This is a genomic window from Erythrobacter sp. S158 (assembly GCF_057364915.1).
This window is the reverse complement of the sequence record NZ_CP200279.1, coordinates 1871075-1888675: the sequence shown is the minus strand read 5'-3', so window position 1 is coordinate 1888675 and position 17601 is coordinate 1871075. Positions and strand designations below refer to the sequence as shown.

Below are 17601 nucleotides of genomic sequence, written 5' to 3'. Positions count from 1 at the left end.
GGCGAAATGATGAACAACACCGATTCGCTTATTCTCGAAGTCGCCGATCTCGAAGTCGATGTCCTGACCGGCATCTACTCAGAGGAAACCGGCAAGCCGCAGCCGCTGCGTATCACGATCCAGGCACGGTACGATGTTGCCGATCGCTACGAGCCGGATACGCCGCTGGATGCGAGCAAGAACTACATGGATCTGAAATTCGCAGCTGGAGAGGGCCTCCCGAAAGGGGTTCACTTCAAGCTGATCGAAGCGGTGGCCGACCACATATGCGAGACCCTTTTCGTACAAGACAGGCGCGTGCAAGCGGTCACGGTGAAGATCGTGAAGCTTGCGATTGCCGAGGCGAACGAGAAAATCGGCATCACCCTTCACCGCGAACGCCCTGCCGATTGATGGGCGAAGCGCGGCACGTCAATTGGGAATGCCAGCGCGACCTGCCGCAAGGCGCGCTCAATGCGCACACATTCTTCGTCTCGCAAATGCTCCCGATCGTGCGCGAGGCGATCGAGGATGCTGCCTGCCAGTCGCTCACCATTGCCCTTCCGCCCGCAGGATCGGACCACGATGGCTGGCGCAGGGCTCTCGCAGGCGATCTGGCGCGCACTTACGCGCCCAAGCGGGTGAACATTGCAGGTGGGGAGCCCGGCAGCGCGCTCGATCGCGTCCTTGATTATTTGAAAGATGCGCCCGGCGTCACGGGGCACTATGTTCAGGCCCATGACTGAGCTTGGCGCCTCACGAACACGCGACACGCTGGATATGAGCGGGGAGCCGCGCGCGCCTTTGGTCGACAGCTATCGTCGGCGCATCTCCTATTTGCGACTGTCGGTGACCGACCGCTGCGACCTGCGTTGCACCTATTGCATGCCAGAGCGCATGACCTTCCTGCCCAAGCGCGAAGTGCTGACGCTCGAAGAGCTCTACGACCTTGCAAGCGGCTTCATCGACCGCGGCGTAACAAAGATCCGCATCACCGGCGGAGAGCCGCTGGTGCGCCGCGATATCGTCGATCTCATCCGCGCGCTTGGCCGCAAGCTGGGTGACGGGCTCGAGGAACTGACCCTGACCACCAATGCGACCAAGCTTGCCGATCATGCCGATGCCTTGGTCAAGGCGGGGTTGCGGCGGGTCAACGTGTCGCTCGATACGCTCGACCGGGAACTGTTCGCGAAGCTTACACGGCGCGATGCTCTGCCGCGGGTTCTGGACGGGATTGCTGCGGCAAAAGAGGCGGGGCTCAAGGTCAAACTCAACGCTGTCGCTTTGAAGGGTGCCAACGAAGAGGAACTGCCCGACTTGATCGAATGGGCGCACGGGCAGGGCCACGAGGTGACGCTGATCGAAGTGATGCCGCTGGGTGATGTCGAGGAAGAGCGCCTCGACCAGTACCTTCCACTCGATACGGTGCGCACGCGGCTGGAAGAGCGCTGGACGCTCACCGACAACGCCGCGTCGACCGGAGGCCCCGCGCGTTATGTCGATGTGGAAGAAACCGGCGGCAGGCTCGGCTTTATCACGCCGCATACCCACAATTTCTGCGACGGGTGCAATCGCATCCGCGTGACCGCGACCGGGCAGCTCTATCCGTGCCTTGGAGGCGGCGAGCGGGTCGACTTGCGCGCGGTGCTGCGTTCGGACGATCCGCAAGGGCAACTTGCACGCGCTTTCGATCAAGCGATGCTGATCAAGCCAGAGCGTCACCATTTCCGCATGGATGAGCGAGGCGCCGCCCCCGCGCTCGTCCGCCATATGTCGATGACGGGAGGGTAATCGGACATGGCCGTGACGATCCTGTTCCTTGGCCCCCTGCGCGACTTGGCTGGCGCAGAGATGCTCGAAGTTGAAGCGCCTCTCGACTGGTCGGGGCTTCTTGGCTCTGTGGGCGAAGAGGTTGCCGATCAGCTTCAGCAGGAACGCGTCAACGTCGCATGCGCGGGTCGCGTACTCGCTGACAAGACTGCATTGAAGGCAAACGATGGCGACGAGGTCGCGCTGCTTCCGCCGGTGAGCGGCGGGTAGTCCTTTGCGCGACATTCGCCTGCTCGACACACCAATGGATCCTAGCGCGGAGCTTGAAGCCCTAACAGCGGCCACGTCCGATGCTGGAGGGATCGCGAGTTTCGTGGGAAAGGTCCGTGCGAGCGGCGGGGTGGAAGCGCTGGAGCTGTCGCATTACGAGCCGCTCACTTTGCCCGGGATGCAAGAGCTCGCCGCGCAGGCAGAGCAGAGGTTCGACCTAATGGGCCTCACCATGATCCACCGGATCGGAACAATGGGCCCCGGTGATCCCATCGTCCTTGTTGGCGCTGCCGCAAGGCACAGGCGCGATGCCATCCTCGCGGTCGATTTCTGCATGGACCATCTCAAGAGCGCGGCATGGTTCTGGAAGCGCGAAAAGCGTGCCAATGGTGAAGGGGGCCAGTGGCACTGGATTGAGCCGCGCCCGCAGGACCACGACGATCTGGCGCGCTGGAACTGACAAAATCGCATTTGTTTGATCTGGATCAAGGTGGTGTCTGAGCACCTGACCTAATTCTCCTTTCAACGAAGGAGAACATCCATGAGCAAGCAAATTCACGAACAACTCGCCCGCGGCAATGCGCGTCTTGTCGAAGCGCCCGTCGCACCGCGCCACCAGGTCGAAGCCGACCGCAACTTCGAACTTCCGACCTTCTTCTACGGCGTGACCGTTGCTTGCTACTTCGGTTTTCTCGGCCTGATGACCGCAGCATTCGGCAATGCCGAACTGGCCATCCCGATGGTGATCTTTGGTCTGTTCATCGTCGCTGGGTTCGGTGTCCCGTCGATCTGGACGCGCCTCAAGGACAATGGCTCGCGCCCCATGACGCTTGGCAAGTTCGGACAAGGCGGCATCATGACCGCTACCGGTCGTCTCGCACCGCGCGATGCAGCGATCCAGACGCTCATCCTTCCGGTATTGATCGTCGCCTGGGGCATCGCGATCGTAACCATCGCGGCGTTCGTAGCCTGACTGGTTTTGCGGGGGACGGGAGTGCAAACCCGCCGGGGCGCTGAAGGGATCCTAGCGACCCGATAAATCCTGAAGAAGCGCGGGGTCGAGCACATCGATCCCGCGTTTTCCTTTGCGCGCGATTGCTCCCATCTCTTCGAGCTCGCCCAGCTTGCGGCTTACCGTCTCGATCGTGAGGCCAAGCATGTTGGCGATCTCGCCGCGCGTCAGCGGCAATTCAAATGACGAAGCGAGATGGCACGACGAATCGCTCGCAGCAGCCGCAAAATCGTGCAGCAGCGCCGCAAGCCGCGCCTCGGCGCTGGCGTGGGCTGTCAGCTCGAGTAGGTTGCGGGTCGCCAGCAGGTCTTCCTGGCTGCGACGCAGCAGGGCACGGGCGAGAGTGGGGTAGTCGTCAATCGCCCGCTCGATATCGATGCGGGCAAAGGTGCAAAGGCGGCTCTCTGTAAGGGCGACAACGTCATGATGGGCAAAGGGCGTGAACAGCTCGCCGATGAAGCCCGAGGGATGGACGAGGCTGAGGATTTGCTCGTTTCCGTCCTGATCGTATGCGCTCACTTTCAGCGCGCCGCTGACGAGGGTCGCACAAGCGGCCTCGTCATCGCCCGCAGCAAACAGCATTTCTCCGCGTTTCAAGGTCCGCGTGCGGCCGGCGGCAGCGAGAGCATCGCGTTCTTCAGGCGTAAGGACCGCGCAAGCCGCGCTGTCCTTTACCGGACAGGTTGCGCAGGCAAGGTTCATCAGCGCATCACCTCACTCAGAGTTTCGAGCATTTCATCCTGTTCGGTCGCAAGCCGCGCGACGTAGCTTTGCGCGGTTCGAATGTCCTCGATAGCGGCGAAACTGGTTGCTGCTTCGACTTCCATCCGGTCGAGATCGGCAAGCGCAATCGCGGTCTGTCCTCTTAGAGATGACAGGCTCGCAACCGCAACGAGAGCGCGTGATCGCACGTCGCTGTCATTCCCCCTGCCGCCGGCGGAGCGGGCCAAGCTGAGAGCGGCGGGCTGCTGCGCCATGAACTGTTCATGGGTACTGCGAGCCTGCTCGAGCGCCGCACCGATGCTGGCACGATCGGCAGGTGTGATCGCGGCCGGAGCCGGCTTCTGAACAGGCGTAAACTGACCCGTCGCCCGCTCCGCATCGCGTATCGCAAGCGAGGGATAGCGATCAGAATCGCCAGCGCACGCAGCCAACGTCAGCACGGCGGTACCTGTCAGTACAAATTTGCAAAAATAGCTTTTCATCGTCCCTTTCCCGACTATCACGGGATCGTAGGCGCGCAAATACGCCAATTGGTGTGAACTCACCGCGAATTTGTCGGTCGTGAGGCGTTGACTTGTCGCACCCTTTCCCTTAACGGCACCACTCTTTCCGGCGCTGCAACCACGCGGCGCCGTAATGTCGTTCGGTTGTCGCGCCTCCAAGTCGCTCTCCGGACACACACGCAAGATTGAGAGTTACAAGCCATGTTCGCGATAGTGCGCACAGGCGGCAAGCAATATCGGGTTGCCGCCGGAGACAAGATTGCCGTTGAAAAGCTCGCTGGTGAAGCGGGCGACACCGTCACCCTGGGCGACGTTCTGCTCGCCGGCGAAGGCGATTCGATCGCTGACGCATCGAAGGTGACCGTCTCGGCTGAGATTATCGCTCAGGCGAAGAGCGAGAAGGTCGTCGTTTTCAAGAAGCGTCGCCGTCACAACTACCGCCGCAAGGCCGGTCACCGTCAGCAGATGACGCTCCTGCGCATCACCGACGTAGGCGAAGGCAAGAAGGCTCCGGCCAAGAAGGCTCCGGCCAAGAAGGCAGCTGCTCCCAAGAAGGAAGAAGCAGAAGCCAAGGCCGCACCTGTCAAGAAGGCTCCGGCCAAGAAGGCAGCACCGAAGACCGCAGCGGCCAAGAAGCCCGCTGCAAAGAAAGCACCGGCCAAGAAGGCTCCTGCCAAGAAGGCAGCGCCCAAGGCTGAAGACAAGTAAGGACGTAGAGACCAATGGCACATAAAAAAGCAGGCGGTTCATCGCGTAACGGTCGCGACTCAGCCGGTCGTCGTCTTGGTGTGAAGAAGTTCGGCAGCGAGCAGGTCCTCGCTGGCAACATTATCGTGCGTCAGCGCGGCACCAAGTTCTACCCGGGCACCAATGTCGGCATGGGCAAGGACCACACCCTCTTCGCACTCGAAGCGGGCGTCGTGCGATTCCACAAGGGCAAGCAAGACCGCAAATACGTGTCGGTAGACATGTTTGCGGAAGCAGCCGAATAACCGGACGGTTCAAGAAAAGGATCGTCCACCGGGACGGTCCTAGCCGATCATAGCAATCGGCAACGAAGAGGGAGATGGGGCCGACCCGTCTCCCTCTTGTCGTTTCTCCCTCTCAGCTCGGCGAAATTATCTTTCGCTGCCACGCAATTGTCACGCATCGTGCCTAAGTGCACTCGCGGGGCGAGATGGAGAGTTCTCGTGTTTCATCGCAGTCAAAGATTGCTGCTCAGACCGATCTGGCCGGAAGACTGGGAAGGCGTGCTCAAGGGCATCGCCGATGAAGGCGTCGTGCGAAACCTGGCGCGCGCGCCGTGGCCCTATTCGGCGAAAGATGCGCGCGAGTTTACCTCGCTGCCATGCGAGCCGTTGTTCCCGCGTTTCCTCATCACCCGTGCCAGCGATGCGCAGGTGATCGGTTGCGTCGGGATCGACCGGATGGACGAGAGCAACACGATCGAGCTCGGTTACTGGATCGCGCGTGAGCATTGGGGGCAGGGTTATGCCACCGAAGCGGGTGAGGCGACGTTGAAGATCGCGCGTACGCTTGGGCACACGCAAGTTCACGCGGGCCACTTCCTCGACAATCCCGCCTCTGGCCGGGTGCTCGAGAAGCTGGGGTTCCAGCCGACAGGGCGGATCGTCGAGCGGCATTCGTGCGGGCGCGGCGAATCGGCTCCGACGGCTGAATTCGTGCTCGATCTCGCGGCGCGGGACGAGGCCAGCGAGAAGCGGGCCGCGTGAGACCTTCGGGTAAGGCCAACCGGCAGCGCTTGAGAGGCGCTGCCGATTGGCCTAAACTCGCAATCGATATGACAAGTCGCAAAAGACTAAGCCCGGAAGAATCGCGCAAATCGGCGCTTGAAGCTGCTCGCGCGCTGTTGATCGAAACAGGCCCGCAATCGGTGACGCTCAAGGCGGTGGCTGCGCGCATAGGGCGCACGCACGCAAACTTGCTGCACCATTTCGGCTCGGCATCCGGTCTGCAAAAGGCGCTGGCAGAGCATCTGGCAAAGACCGTCTGCGAGACAATCATCGAAGCCGTGCGCGCAAGCCGTGCTGGGCTTGGCTCGGCTCGCGAAGTCGTAGATCTCGCCTTCGATGCTTTCGATCGCGAGGGGGCAGGCGCGCTCACCAGCTGGATGCTGCTGACCGGCAACGAGGACGCGCTCAATCCGATCATCACGACTATCCACGAACTGGTCGACGAGGTCGCTCCGGAAGAGGCGGAAACGCACAACGATCCGCTGCATGTGCACAAGGATACTCTGAGCCTTGTGCTGCTGGCGCTCGGCGATGCTTTGATCGGGGCGGCGCTTGCGAAATCGCTGGGCCTGCCGCGCGACACCGCTCGCGAACGGGCTGCGGCCAACCTCGAAGCCTCGATGGCCGAGCACTACGAGGCGTAAGTCAGTCCGAAATGCCCGCTGCCTGCCATCCGGGCAGGGTAGAGGGATCAAGGTCCGCCACTCGCAGGTGATCGACGGCGAGCGCAAGCTCGGGATAGCTAGCCTTGCGGCGCTTCTCTTCGGACTGATCCAGGGGAACCACTACCAGCCTGCGGTTGACCTTCTGACGCCAGTTCATGCGGGCCGTGTTTTCCTGCCCGACATAACAGCCCTTTTCAAAACTCACGCCGTGAAGCTCGACCGCGTTGGTTTCTAGCCAAAGGATATCGGCAAGCTCCGCGCGGCCTTCGGGCACGCCTTGGCTGAGGCGGTGGGCTAGGTATTCAGCATCGGCTGATTCAGTTTCGCTGCGCTCTGCAACAGCACGGTACCCCAGGTCGGACAGGCGAGGATCGGGCTTCGCTCCGTCAAATTCTTCCCGCGACCAGAAAACGGCCTGCGTCTGCTCGCGCGCGATGTCGATCTTGCGGCGCAGGCGGTAGAGCGAAAGCCTTCTTGCAAGATCGTCCGCCGCCTCTGCTTCGCAATCGAGCAGGATCTCGCCATCTTCGCCTTCCCAAATGAAGAAGTCGAACATTGCTTTGCCCTGCGCCGACAGCAGTGCTGCGTAAACAGGCAGTTCACGGGATACGTCGTTGGTGACGAGGCCTTGGAGGAAGCCACGCACATCTTCGCCATCGTCGGTGGCTGCAAGGCGGATGATCGCCCTGTCGTTCAAAAGTTTGCCGCTCATAGCTTCAATCTCTTTCCAACAGCTCTGGCAAGACGCTCGCCCAGCTGCGGTCCTTGTTCGGGGTAGAGATAGGGTTCGATCAGCTCGGCTTCCATGACCATTAGCGTTTCATCGTCCGCGCGCAGCATGTCGATGCGCGCGTAGAGCGGCGCATTGAAGGGCAGGGCATCGATGATGGCCCGTGCAGCCTGTGCTTCGGCGGGCGAGGGGGTGTGCACGCTTTCGGTCCCGCCATAAAGCGACTGGATGCGATAATCGCCGTCTGCCGCCTTCTTGCGCAGCGCGTGGCTTAGGTCGCCGTCGATAAAGATGAAGCTGAGTTCGCCTTCCTTCGTAATTGCTTCGAGAAACGGCTGCACCATCGCCGGATGCTCAAAGTGCCAGTCATCGCCAACCTTGCCGCGCTTCAGCAGCTCTTGCCCCTCTGCGCCAGCTCCCACCTGGCGTTTGACCACGATCCTGTCGGTGTCGAACTCGTCCATCGCGGCACGGGCATCGTCGGCGTTCAAACCGTCGAGCCATAAAGTAGGGATCGTCGCAGCGCCGCGCTCGGACAGGTCGCGCAGATAGGTCTTGGTAATGTTCCAGCGCACGACCTGTGCTGAATTGCAGACCCGAACTCCGCGTGCTTCGAGAGCTTCGAGTTTCGCGAGGAAAGCCTCTGAGTTGTCTTGGTAATTCCAAGCCGTGCCGAGCATCGCGAGACCGACGCCGTCGAAGGTCTCAAGCGGTGCTTCCCAATCGATCACGGCGAACTCGACGCCTGCACAACGCATCGCCGGTTCGAGTGATGCAACCATCAGATCATGCTCGAAAGCGTCGCCGCGGCGTTGACCCGCGCCGGGCAGAGTGGTTTCGCAGGCAAGGAATGCAATCTTGCTCATTGGTTTGCGGCCTTAGGGCTGATGATAGGGGCTGGAAACCCCCGTTGCGCGAGCGGAAGCCGCCGCCTAAGGCTCGCGATCGATGACCGACACACTCACCATCCGCCGCCCCGATGACTGGCACCTGCATTTCCGCGATGGAGATATCATGCGCGGGGTCTTGCCTTACACCGCTCGCCAGTTCGCGCGTGCGATCGTCATGCCCAACCTCACGCCTCCGATCACGACGGCGGCGATGGCGGCGGAGTATCGCGAGCGTATTCTCGCAGCAGTGCCTGAGGGCGTGGAGTTCATGCCGCTAATGACCTGCTATCTCACCGACACGACCGACGCCAATGACCTCGCGCGCGGAGCGGCGGACGGGGTGTTCACTGCGGCGAAGCTCTACCCCGCCAACGCGACGACCAATTCCGCGCATGGCGTCAGCGATGTTGCAAAGATCTACCCGGTGTTCGAACGGATGGAGGCAGAGGGCATCGTCCTTTGCGTCCACGGCGAAGTCACCAGCGCAGACATCGACGTCTTCGACCGTGAGGCAGAGTTTATCGAGCGCCACCTGCGTGACATCGTTGCAAGCTTTCCTAAGCTGAAGGTCGTGTTCGAACATATCACTACCAGCGACGCGGTGGACTTCGTGCTGCAGAGCGGCCCCAATGTCGCCGCAACCATCACCCCGCAGCATCTCCACATCAATCGCAACGCGCTGCTTGTGGGCGGTATCCAGCCGCACAATTACTGCCTCCCGGTCGCCAAGCGCGAGAGCCATCGTCTTGCACTGCGCAAAGCGGCAGTGAGCGGGAATGCAAAGTTCTTCCTCGGCACCGACAGTGCGCCGCATTTGCGCGGCGACAAGGAAAGCGCCTGCGGGTGTGCGGGCATCTTTGGTGCGCCTTTTGCGCTGGAAAGCTATCTCACAGTGTTTGATGAAGAGGACGCCATCGACAAGTTCGAAGGCTTTGCTTCGCTCCACGGTCCTGCCTTTTATGGGCTGCCGGTAAACGAGGACACGGTGACGCTGGAGCGGGCTGAGGTGTCAGTGCCTGTTAGCCTGCCGCTGGTCGGCTCGGAAATCGTCCCTTGGCATGGCGGACAGACTATCGGCTGGCGGTTCGCGGGCTAAGCGGCGGCGGCCGCTTTTGCCCGGCGACTGCGTAGCCACAGGTCTGCAACGAAGATCGCAACGGCGGTCCAGATCAGGACGAAGCTACCCAGCTGTACTGGCCGAAGCTGCGCACCGAACACGGTAAGGCCGAGGAAGAAGACGATGGTCGGCGCCAGATACTGGATGAAGCCGAGCGTCGAATAATCCATCCGCCGCGCCGCAATAGCAAAGAGCAACAGCGGCACTGCGGTGACAACGCCCGAAAAGATGATCGCGAGGCTGAGGAATAAATCGTTACCGAAAGAAGGGCCGGCCGGGCTCGCCGCGTACCAGGCGACGATGCAAATAGCTGGCACGAGGAGGATCATGCTTTCAATCGTGAGGCCGGGTAGCGATCCAACATCAATTTGTTTGCGAACAATGCCATAAAGGCCAAAGCTGAAGCCAAGTGTGAGGCTGATCCACAAGGTCGTGAGCGCACCGGCGGCCAAGAGCGCCACCCCGCTTGCCGCGATGGCGACTGCCAGCCACTGCCATCGGCTCAGCCGCTCGCCGAGCAACAGCGTGCCGAGCAGCACGTTGAGCAACGGGTTCAGGTAATAGCCAAGACTGGCCGCGTAGACCTGGTTCTGCATGATCGCCCAGATGTAGACGAACCAGTTGATCGCAATCAGGATCGCACTGGCGAACAGCGCGAGCATTGTTCGCTTGTTGCTGAGAGCGCGGCGCAGTTCCGCAAACTGGCTGCGGAAGGCCACGATCAGCAGGCACAGCGGCAGTGTCCAGATGATGCGCCAGCCCACGAACTCGAACGGCGGCACCGCCGTCACGAGCAACAGGTACAGCGGCAGGAAGCCCCAGATGATGTAGGCGCCGAGCGCGGCTGGAAGGCCAGAAGGGCTGGGCGAAGCGGAAGGGTCGTTTGGCTGGGACATCTGGCACCGGCAAGTAGGCGGCGGCGACCCCATGCGCAAGCACGCCGATTGCGGCCAAATCGCTCCGAAGCGACCCGCAAACCTGAACGAAAACCAACATCCGCTTTCGCGCTTCGTTCAGTTTCAACCCTCTATAGATGAACGCACACTGAGAGGCACCGCTCCCCCCTCTCCACCCCTTCTCCTGTGAGCGGGTCTCTCAATTGACCTTGGGTCGCTATCCACCAAGCGGTCCGGGCGCGGCTCCCACCAGTCGCGGAAGGCGCTCCCATGACCCCAAAAAGGGGCGTGGGGGCGCTTTCAACTTTTCGCGCAAGACGCGCGTCATCTCAGCGAAAATTAACCAAAGTCAGGCATCAGGGGCCAATGACGACCCGTGCCACTCATTTTGCCTTTCTCACGCTCACGCTCGCGTTCGTTTCCGGCTGCGGCGAACAGGTCGATGAAGCACCAGCGCAGGTCCTTGCACAGGACCCGCAACTCGCGCGCGCGCTTAACGACCCGCTGATGGTTGATCCCGACCTATCATGGCGCAGCGAAGCCAATGCCGTGATCGCCTATCGCGATGGCCATCCACTTCCCTTGATCGAAGCAAGAGAAGACGCTGCGGCGAGAGCTCGCGAGGAGTCCCGCCTCGAACTTCTCGAAGATGGCCAGATCCCCGTAACTCCCAGTGCCAGTCCACAGGGAAGCGAGACCACCTTTGCCGATCTGAAAACAGCAGACCAGATGGTCGAGGCAGCAGGGGCGCGGACGGATTGCATCGCTCGCATGGATAGCGATCTGGAATGGTCCACCCGCATGCCTTCGACCTCTTCCATCATGCCGCATGGCATGGTCCAACAGGCTGCAGGGGTGGATGAGGGGACCTGTGTCGTGCGGGTCGTGCGATATGTGACCCCTGTCTCGATCGAAGATGCGCTGGAATACCACTGGACCAAGATTGAGCGGGCACGCTTTGATATCACTCGGTATGCCCAACCCGCTGCGCAGCTTCATGGCGAACGGCGTGACCAGAAGGTCATCTTCGAGTTTCGCGAAGGACCGGGCGCGATGACCGCCGTGGATGTCGTTCATTGGCGCAAGTAGGGCCGTGACGCCCTAGTCGCCGATTCCAATCTCGATGTTTGCGCGCGGTTGTTCCATCTCGTTGCTTGCCACGGGGTAAGCGCAATAGTCGGCGGCATAATACGCTGCCGGACGATGATTGCCCGACAGGCCAATTCCGCCAAACGGGGCTGACGAAGACGCTCCATTCGTGGGGCGGTTCCAATTGATGATCCCAGCGCGCGTGTTCGCCCAAAAGCGCCCGTAATCATCAGGCGATCCTCCGATGAGAGAGGCCGAGAGCCCAAATCGGGTGTTGTTGGCCTCAGCAATGGCCGCATCGAGGTCTGGGACACAGATCACTTGTAGAAGCGGGCCAAACAGCTCGATGTCCGGGCGATCCTCAATCTCGGTCGTGTCGATGATGCCGGGGGTAAGGAAGGGACGATCGGGATCGGGCCTGCGCATATGCAACAGCGGCTTACCGCCAGAAGTCAGAAGCGCGAGAAACGAGTCGTTGAGCCCATCGGCGGTTTCATTGTCGATAACCGGGCCCATGAAGGGCTGCGGGTTGTCGAAAGGATCGCCGACGATGAGCCGTTTGGCCATCGGCAGCAATTCAGCCATGAGCGGCTCATACATCGAGGATTTGACGATCAATCGCCTTGCCGCGGTGCAACGCTGACCTGCAGACGTGAACGCGCTTTGGATTACGAGCGCGCAAGCATCGGAAATCTTCGGCGTATCGATCACTACCAGGGGATTGTTGCCGCCCATTTCGAGCGCGACGATCTTGCCCGGATTGGCCGCGAGCTTGCGATTGATCGCGATGCCGGCCTGAGCGCTTCCGGTAAACAGAACACCGTCAATTCCTGGATGTGCGACCAGCTCTTTGCCTTGATCAGGGCCGCCGACAAGGCCTTGAACCACGCCATCGGGGATCCCCGACCGACTCCAGCATTCCAGCAGGGCCATCCCAACCGCTGGCGCTTTTTCAGATGGCTTGAAGACGACGGTGTTCCCGGCGATCAACGCCGGGACCATATGGCCGTTAGGCAAGTGCGCCGGGAAGTTATACGGGCCCAAGACAGCCATGACGCCGTGCGGTTTGTGCCGAAGAGCGGCTGTTCCCTGAAGGGCGCTGTCGCGCTTTTTCTTACCGGTCCGCTCTGCACAGGCCTGAACCGAGATGTCCACCTTTGCGACGACCGCGTCGACTTCGGTGCGCGCTTCCCAAAGCGGCTTGCCTGTCTCGCGGGCGATCAGCTCTGCCAGTTTGTCTGCGTCGGATCGCACTTCGTTGGCGAAGCGGCGAGCAACCTCGACCCGGTGGCTCAACGCCTGTGCCGCCCATGCAGGCCAGGCTTTGCGTGCGCGGCTTACTATGGCGTCTACGTCGCCTACAGGCCCGCGCCATACTTCCTCGCCGGTTGAAGGTGAGAAGGATGTAAGAGTGTCGTGCGCTGTTTGGTCTGTCACTGTCACGTTCGCTTGGTTTTCAAGGTTTGCGTTGCAAGACGACCGATCCGTGGGCGTTAACCCCTTGCGCTTCAGGCGGTCTGGTAGCGACCACAAAGTCCCATGCATAGCCCCAACATTAGGTTAACAACTGAGCCCAAAAGGGTTTCCCTTCTACGTAACTATGCGTATGTAAGTCAGGCACGTGTTAGGGGGGAGCTGCCGTTATGGTAGTGCGTGACATCAAGATCATACCCCTAGCCGGGTCGCGGAGTTGCAATCCGTAAAGCGTCTCTCGGGCGCTTTGGTAAGGGGAATATTCAAATGAAATACTCGAATTTGAGCCTATCCGCTCTGGGCCTTTCGGCGTCCAGCGCGGTGATCGCTGCAGTCGTTGGGCTGGGGGCAACGGCCACGCCGGCCGCTGCACAGGACGTATGTCAGCTTGATCCAGGCGTAACCGGTGGTGCGACGGCTACTGGCGTCGACTCCCTAGCATGTGGAGAAGATGCAGAGGCAACTGGCACTCAATCGACAGCGATCGGTGACGATGCGTCCGCGACTGAAACCAACAGCACTGCGGTCGGGCAAAATTCCCAGGCCACAGGTACTTCGTCGACTGCGGTCGGCCGAAATGCGCGCGCGACGGACATCGCATCAACGGCGGTAGGTACAAATTCACAAGCGCTCGCTCAGGGCGCTGTTGCCCTTGGGGCAGCCTCAGATGCGTTGTCAGTTTTCTCGATCGCGATTGGGAATAGCGCGGCGGCGAGCAACGCTAGTGCAATCGCAATCGGCAACAATTCGGTCGCGGACGGCATCGACGCCGTTGCTCTGGGGGGTGACGATGCAGGCACCGGCGCACAGGCTCTCGGCAACTCGACCACCGCTCTGGGTGGTGAAGCCTTCGCACAGGGTCCGGGCGCAACCGCAGTTGGTTGGCGCTCAGTCGCTGACGCAGAGCGCGCGCAGGCCTTTGGTCACCTCGCAAGCGCAACCGAATTCGCGGCGACTGCAATTGGCGAAGCTGCGAGTGCGAGTGGATTTAGCTCGATTGCATTGGGCTTCACTGCCACAGCGCAAGATGAAAACAGCATTGCAATTGGCGGCGATCAGGACGGCAATGGCACAGGCGCAATCGCGTCTACTCCCGGCTCTATCGCTCTAGGTGCCGATGCAGAATCCAACAATGTCGCATCGACCGCAGTCGGCTTCGAAGCGACCGCCGACGGCTTTGCATCGACGGCTCTTGGTACTCGGGCTAATGCAGCCGTTCGCGACACGGTTGCGGTCGGTAACGAGGCGAGTGCTCTTGGCACGGCTTCGATTGCTATCGGCAATGACTCAGTAGCGGACGGTGTCGACGCCGTGGCTCTGGGTGGTGACGATGCGGGCACTGGCGCACAGGCGCTCGGCAACTCGACCACCGCTCTTGGTGGTGAAGCCTTCGCACAGGGCCCGGGCGCAACCGCAGTTGGTTGGCGCTCAGTCGCTGACGCTGAGCGCGCTCAGGCCTTCGGTCACCTCGCCAACGCGCTGGGGATCCGTTCGCTCGCAGTGGGTGAAGCCGCTCTTGCAAACAGCGACAGCTCGATCGCAGTGGGTAACCTCTCGATCGCCGACGGCACCGGATCGATCGCGGTTGGTGATCTCTCCGAAACGGCTGGCGATGGCGCGATTGCCATCGGTAACTCAACCGTGGCTTCGGGCATTGATGCTCTTGCTATTGGTGGTGACGATGCGGGTGCCGGTGCTGCTGCACTGGGCAACTCGACAACCTCGGTCGGTGGCGAAGCCTTCGCACAGGGCCCCGGCGCAACCGCAATCGGTTGGCGCTCGGTCGCTGATGCAGAGCGCGCTCACGCCTTTGGTCACCTCGCAAGCGCGACGGGCGTTCGCTCGCTCGCGATTGGTGAAGCAGCCAATGCATCGGGAGAAGAAGCAATCGCGGGGGGTAACCTCGCTTCGGCCGCGGGTGCTTTGAGCGTCGCGATAGGCGGCGACAACGACGCGAACGGAACGGGCGCCACTGCAGACGGTGACGGCGGTACGGCTGTCGGTGCCGATGCGGATGCAGCCGGCTTCGCCGGTACTGCGATCGGTATCGCTGCTAACGGTTCGGGAGACTTCGCGACGGCAGTTGGTGCCGGTGCAGAAGCCTCTGGCGAAGGCTCTTCTGCTTTGGGTTTGCTGGCGCTTGCTTCGGACTTCAATACGACGGCAGTGGGTGCTGGTGCGCTAGCAACCGCTGAAGATGGCTCGGCATTTGGCGTGGAGTCTGAGGCTAGCGGGATCGAGTCGACTGCTGTTGGTTCAGCATCGCTGGCTTCGGGCGAAAGCTCGACAGCCGTCGGTTTCGCGTCGCAAGCAACTGAAGTCAACGCATCGGCATTTGGACGTAATGCGCGTGCGACCGGTCAGGGATCGATTGCATTGGGCCCGAACGCTCAGGCAACTGAGCTTTCGAGCACGGCCATCGGTTCTGCGGCAGATGCCTTCGGAATTGATTCGACCGCTGTGGGTACGGACACCGCGGCAATCGGCCAGAACTCGTTCGCTGGTGGCGCAAATGCCACTTCGAACGGTCGCGCTTCGGTTGCTCTGGGTCGTCTCGCGGTTGCGGACGGTGACGGCACGGTTGCGATCGGTGAACTCGCCGCAACCGATGGTCAGTCGGCCATCGCAATCGGTGACGGCTCGTTCGCCACGGGCACCGACGCAGTTGCCCTTGGTGGCGACAACAACGGCACCGGTGCACAGGCCCTTGGCAACTCGACCACCGCAATCGGTGGCGAAGCGTTCGCTTCGGGTCCGGGCGCTTCGGCCTTTGGCTGGCGTTCGAGTGCAAGCGCAGAGCGCGCTCAGGCCATCGGTCACCTTGCAAGCGCATCAGGCATCCGCTCGCTGGCAGTGGGTGAAGCAGCCGATGCCTCGGGCGACGGTTCGGTCGCTATCGGTAACCAGAGCGATGCGGACGGCACTGACGCTGTTGCCCTTGGCAACGGTTCGTCGGCTCTGTTCGACAACTCGGTCGCCATCGGCGCTCTTGCAGCCACCACGCGGGCCAACCAGGTCGTGCTTGGCGGTGCCGGTACGTCTGTGACGGTCGGTGACATCGCAGCAAGCACTGCAGCTCAGACGGGCACGCCATTTGTGGCTACCGTCGATGCTTCAGGTACGCTGGGTCAGGCGATTGCGGTTGATGACCTTGCAACCGACGCAGAGCTGGCGGTTGAAACCGCTGCACGTATGGCTGCCGATGCGACCCTGCAGGGCAACATCGACACCAACTCGGCAGCGATTGCAGTCAATGCGGCCGATATCGGTACGAACGCGGCGAACATCGCCACGAACACCACCGACATCGCTACCAATGCGACCAACATCGCGACCAACACGGCGGACATCGCAACGAACGCGACCAACATCGCAACCAACACCACTGACATCGCGACGAATGCGACCAACATCGCTTCGAACACGACTGCCATTGGTGCCAACGCGACGGCGATTGCCGGTCTCGATACGCGGGTAACCGCAAACGAGGGAGCGATTGCCACGAACACCACTGGTATCGCGACCAACGCAACCAACATCGCAGCAAACACCACTTCAATCGGTGCCAATGCGACGGCGATTGCAGGTCTCGACACTCGTGTGACGACCAACGAGAGCGGCATCGCTGCCAACGCTCAGGCGATTGTCGACAACAACGCGCTGGTGGTCGGCCTTGATACTCGCGTCACCACCAACGAGGGCGCGATTGCAACCAACACGACGTCGATCGCCACTAACGCGGCCGGCATCAGCACCAACTCGGCGGGCATCGCTTCCAACACGGCAGCGATCAACACCAACGCTTCGGGTATTGCGGCCAACGGTACGGCGATTGCAGGTCTTCAGAGCCTGACCGCCAACAACCAGGCCCAGATCAACACCCTGTTCGGCCAGACGGCCGCGAACCGGGATGCGATCGACCGCGCGAACGAAGGTGTCGCCATGGCGCTCGCCATGGAAAGCCCGGCGCTTCCGGCTGGCACGAGCTTCGCTCTGTCGGGCGGCGTCGGCTACTTCGAAGATCGCGGCGCAGGCTCGATGGCCCTTTCGGCCCGCGTGTCTGAGAACGCTTCGATCTCGGCCGGTATCGGTGTCGGTTTCGACAGCGGTGAAGTCGGTGCACGCGGCGGCTTCCAAGTTGCTTGGTAAGCCGTTAGACATCAGGTCATGACTGTAATGACCTCGAAAAATACGATGCCGGGGCCCAGTGCCCCGGCATTTCGTTTTGCCACCCTCGCAGCCGTATGTGCAGGGCTGTGGTTCACACCGGCAAGCGCTCAAGCGCAGCAGCAGCAACAGGCTCAGCCGAGCTTCCAGCCGCCGCCGTCGGTTCGTCCGACGCCGAGCCAGCTTGAGCTATCGAAGCTGCTGTGGTCGACCGTTGCCGCGGTCGATCACGCGAACCAGTCGGGCAATTATTCCGTGCTTCGGGACATCTCGGCGCAGAACTTCCAGATCAATTTCAATCCGGCCCGCCTGACCGAGATTTTCTCAGGTTTGCGCAATCTCAACATGGACCTGTCCAACGCTTTGCTGGTCCCGCCGACCTATTACGAAGCGCCGCAGATGATCAGCAATGACGTCTTCCGCGTGCGCGGCGTGTTTCAGCTGCGCCCGATTTCGATCGGGTTTGATGTCTATTACCAGTGGGAACAGGGCCGCTGGAAGCTGTTCGGCATCGACCTTCAGCCGCAGCAGATGGTCGAAGCACAACCGGTTCGATAGGCTGA

Annotated in this window: 20 protein-coding genes and 1 pseudogene; 15 read left to right on the top strand and 6 right to left on the bottom strand. The window is 61.4% G+C overall.

The features are described from left to right. Positions 1-9 precede the first annotated feature (9 nt). The 6 genes from AC0V6T_RS09320 (at position 10) to AC0V6T_RS09295 (ending at position 2992) form a co-directional block, all read left to right on the top strand. Entirely contained in the window at positions 10-393 is a 384-nt protein-coding gene (locus tag AC0V6T_RS09320; RefSeq protein WP_007163551.1) for a dihydroneopterin aldolase, read from the top strand. Then, complete coding sequence (locus AC0V6T_RS09315; RefSeq protein WP_486126285.1) at positions 393-725, top strand: Rossmann fold domain-containing protein; 333 nt, start codon at positions 393-395, stop codon at positions 723-725. Before AC0V6T_RS09320 ends, AC0V6T_RS09315 begins: the two co-directional genes overlap by 1 nt. Before the next feature lie 34 nt (positions 726-759). After that, positions 760-1770, top strand: coding sequence for a GTP 3',8-cyclase MoaA (gene moaA / locus AC0V6T_RS09310; RefSeq protein ID WP_486128552.1), 1011 nt, complete (start codon positions 760-762; stop codon positions 1768-1770). 6 nt (positions 1771-1776) lie between these two features. Further along, positions 1777-2019, top strand: coding sequence for a MoaD/ThiS family protein (locus AC0V6T_RS09305; protein ID WP_486126283.1), 243 nt, complete (start codon positions 1777-1779; stop codon positions 2017-2019). A 4-nt stretch (positions 2020-2023) separates the two neighbouring features. Next, positions 2024-2479: a molybdenum cofactor biosynthesis protein MoaE gene (locus AC0V6T_RS09300; protein WP_486126281.1), complete on the top strand. Its 456-nt coding sequence runs from the start codon at positions 2024-2026 to the stop codon at positions 2477-2479. 81 nt (positions 2480-2560) lie between these two features. Then, on the top strand, positions 2561-2992 hold the full coding sequence (locus AC0V6T_RS09295) for a hypothetical protein (RefSeq protein WP_486126279.1): 432 nt from the start codon (positions 2561-2563) through the stop codon (positions 2990-2992). A gap of 51 nt (positions 2993-3043) precedes the next feature. Here AC0V6T_RS09295 and AC0V6T_RS09290 read toward each other — a convergent pair whose 3' ends face one another. After that, positions 3044-3733 carry a Crp/Fnr family transcriptional regulator gene (locus AC0V6T_RS09290; RefSeq protein ID WP_486126278.1) on the bottom strand — a complete coding sequence of 230 codons (690 nt, stop codon included), beginning with the start codon at positions 3731-3733 and terminating at the stop codon, positions 3044-3046. Next, positions 3733-4236, bottom strand: a complete 504-nt coding sequence (locus AC0V6T_RS09285) for a hypothetical protein (RefSeq protein ID WP_486126276.1) — start codon at positions 4234-4236, stop codon at positions 3733-3735. The genes AC0V6T_RS09290 and AC0V6T_RS09285 overlap by 1 nt, the downstream gene beginning before the upstream one ends. Before the next feature lie 222 nt (positions 4237-4458). Here AC0V6T_RS09285 and rplU point away from each other — a divergent pair, with 222 nt between their 5' ends. The 4 genes from rplU (at position 4459) to AC0V6T_RS09265 (ending at position 6655) form a co-directional block, all read left to right on the top strand. Continuing rightward, entirely contained in the window at positions 4459-4965 is a 507-nt protein-coding gene (rplU, locus tag AC0V6T_RS09280) for a 50S ribosomal protein L21 (protein ID WP_486126274.1), read from the top strand. Between the two features lie 14 nt (positions 4966-4979). Beyond that, positions 4980-5249 (top strand): 50S ribosomal protein L27, encoded by a 270-nt coding sequence (gene rpmA, locus AC0V6T_RS09275; RefSeq protein ID WP_486126272.1) that lies wholly within the window; start codon positions 4980-4982, stop codon positions 5247-5249. A gap of 198 nt (positions 5250-5447) precedes the next feature. After that, positions 5448-5990 (top strand): GNAT family N-acetyltransferase, encoded by a 543-nt coding sequence (locus AC0V6T_RS09270; protein ID WP_486126270.1) that lies wholly within the window; start codon positions 5448-5450, stop codon positions 5988-5990. A gap of 68 nt (positions 5991-6058) precedes the next feature. Continuing rightward, positions 6059-6655 (top strand): TetR/AcrR family transcriptional regulator, encoded by a 597-nt coding sequence (locus AC0V6T_RS09265; protein WP_007163562.1) that lies wholly within the window; start codon positions 6059-6061, stop codon positions 6653-6655. A gap of 1 nt (position 6656) precedes the next feature. On the opposite strand, the gene ygfZ is transcribed toward AC0V6T_RS09265, so the two are convergent. Continuing rightward, on the bottom strand, positions 6657-7388 hold the full coding sequence (gene ygfZ, locus AC0V6T_RS09260) for a CAF17-like 4Fe-4S cluster assembly/insertion protein YgfZ (protein ID WP_486126267.1): 732 nt from the start codon (positions 7386-7388) through the stop codon (positions 6657-6659). Then, positions 7385-8272, bottom strand: a complete 888-nt coding sequence (locus AC0V6T_RS09255; protein ID WP_486126265.1) for an ATP-grasp domain-containing protein — start codon at positions 8270-8272, stop codon at positions 7385-7387. The genes ygfZ and AC0V6T_RS09255 overlap by 4 nt, the downstream gene beginning before the upstream one ends. 82 nt (positions 8273-8354) lie before the next feature. Between AC0V6T_RS09255 and pyrC the strand changes: the two genes are divergently transcribed. Continuing rightward, positions 8355-9392 (top strand): dihydroorotase, encoded by a 1038-nt coding sequence (pyrC, locus tag AC0V6T_RS09250; protein WP_486126263.1) that lies wholly within the window; start codon positions 8355-8357, stop codon positions 9390-9392. On the opposite strand, the gene rarD is transcribed toward pyrC, so the two are convergent. After that, positions 9389-10309: an EamA family transporter RarD gene (gene rarD, locus AC0V6T_RS09245; RefSeq protein WP_486126261.1), complete on the bottom strand. Its 921-nt coding sequence runs from the start codon at positions 10307-10309 to the stop codon at positions 9389-9391. The two genes, pyrC and rarD, sit on opposite strands and share 4 nt — an antisense overlap. Positions 10310-10675: 366 nt before the next feature. On the opposite strand from rarD, the gene AC0V6T_RS09240 reads away from it, so the two are divergent. Then, complete coding sequence (locus AC0V6T_RS09240) at positions 10676-11398, top strand: hypothetical protein (RefSeq protein ID WP_486126260.1); 723 nt, start codon at positions 10676-10678, stop codon at positions 11396-11398. 12 nt (positions 11399-11410) lie between these two features. Here the strand turns inward: AC0V6T_RS09240 and astD are convergent, their stop codons facing one another. Further along, the gene (gene astD / locus AC0V6T_RS09235; protein ID WP_486126258.1) at positions 11411-12835 is read right to left on the bottom strand and encodes a succinylglutamate-semialdehyde dehydrogenase; all 1425 of its coding nucleotides are present in this window, start codon (positions 12833-12835) and stop codon (positions 11411-11413) included. Positions 12836-13138: 303 nt separating this feature from the next. On the opposite strand from astD, the pseudogene AC0V6T_RS09230 reads away from it, so the two are divergent. From AC0V6T_RS09230 to AC0V6T_RS09220, 3 genes and pseudogenes are all read left to right on the top strand, one after another. Next, positions 13139-13483 (top strand): annotated as a pseudogene (locus AC0V6T_RS09230) (hypothetical protein); the annotation flags it as partial. A 60-nt stretch (positions 13484-13543) separates the two neighbouring features. Next, on the top strand, positions 13544-17020 hold the full coding sequence (locus AC0V6T_RS09225; RefSeq protein ID WP_486128550.1) for a beta strand repeat-containing protein: 3477 nt from the start codon (positions 13544-13546) through the stop codon (positions 17018-17020). A 27-nt stretch (positions 17021-17047) separates the two neighbouring features. Continuing rightward, entirely contained in the window at positions 17048-17596 is a 549-nt protein-coding gene (locus AC0V6T_RS09220) for a hypothetical protein (RefSeq protein WP_486126256.1), read from the top strand. Positions 17597-17601 lie beyond the last annotated feature (5 nt).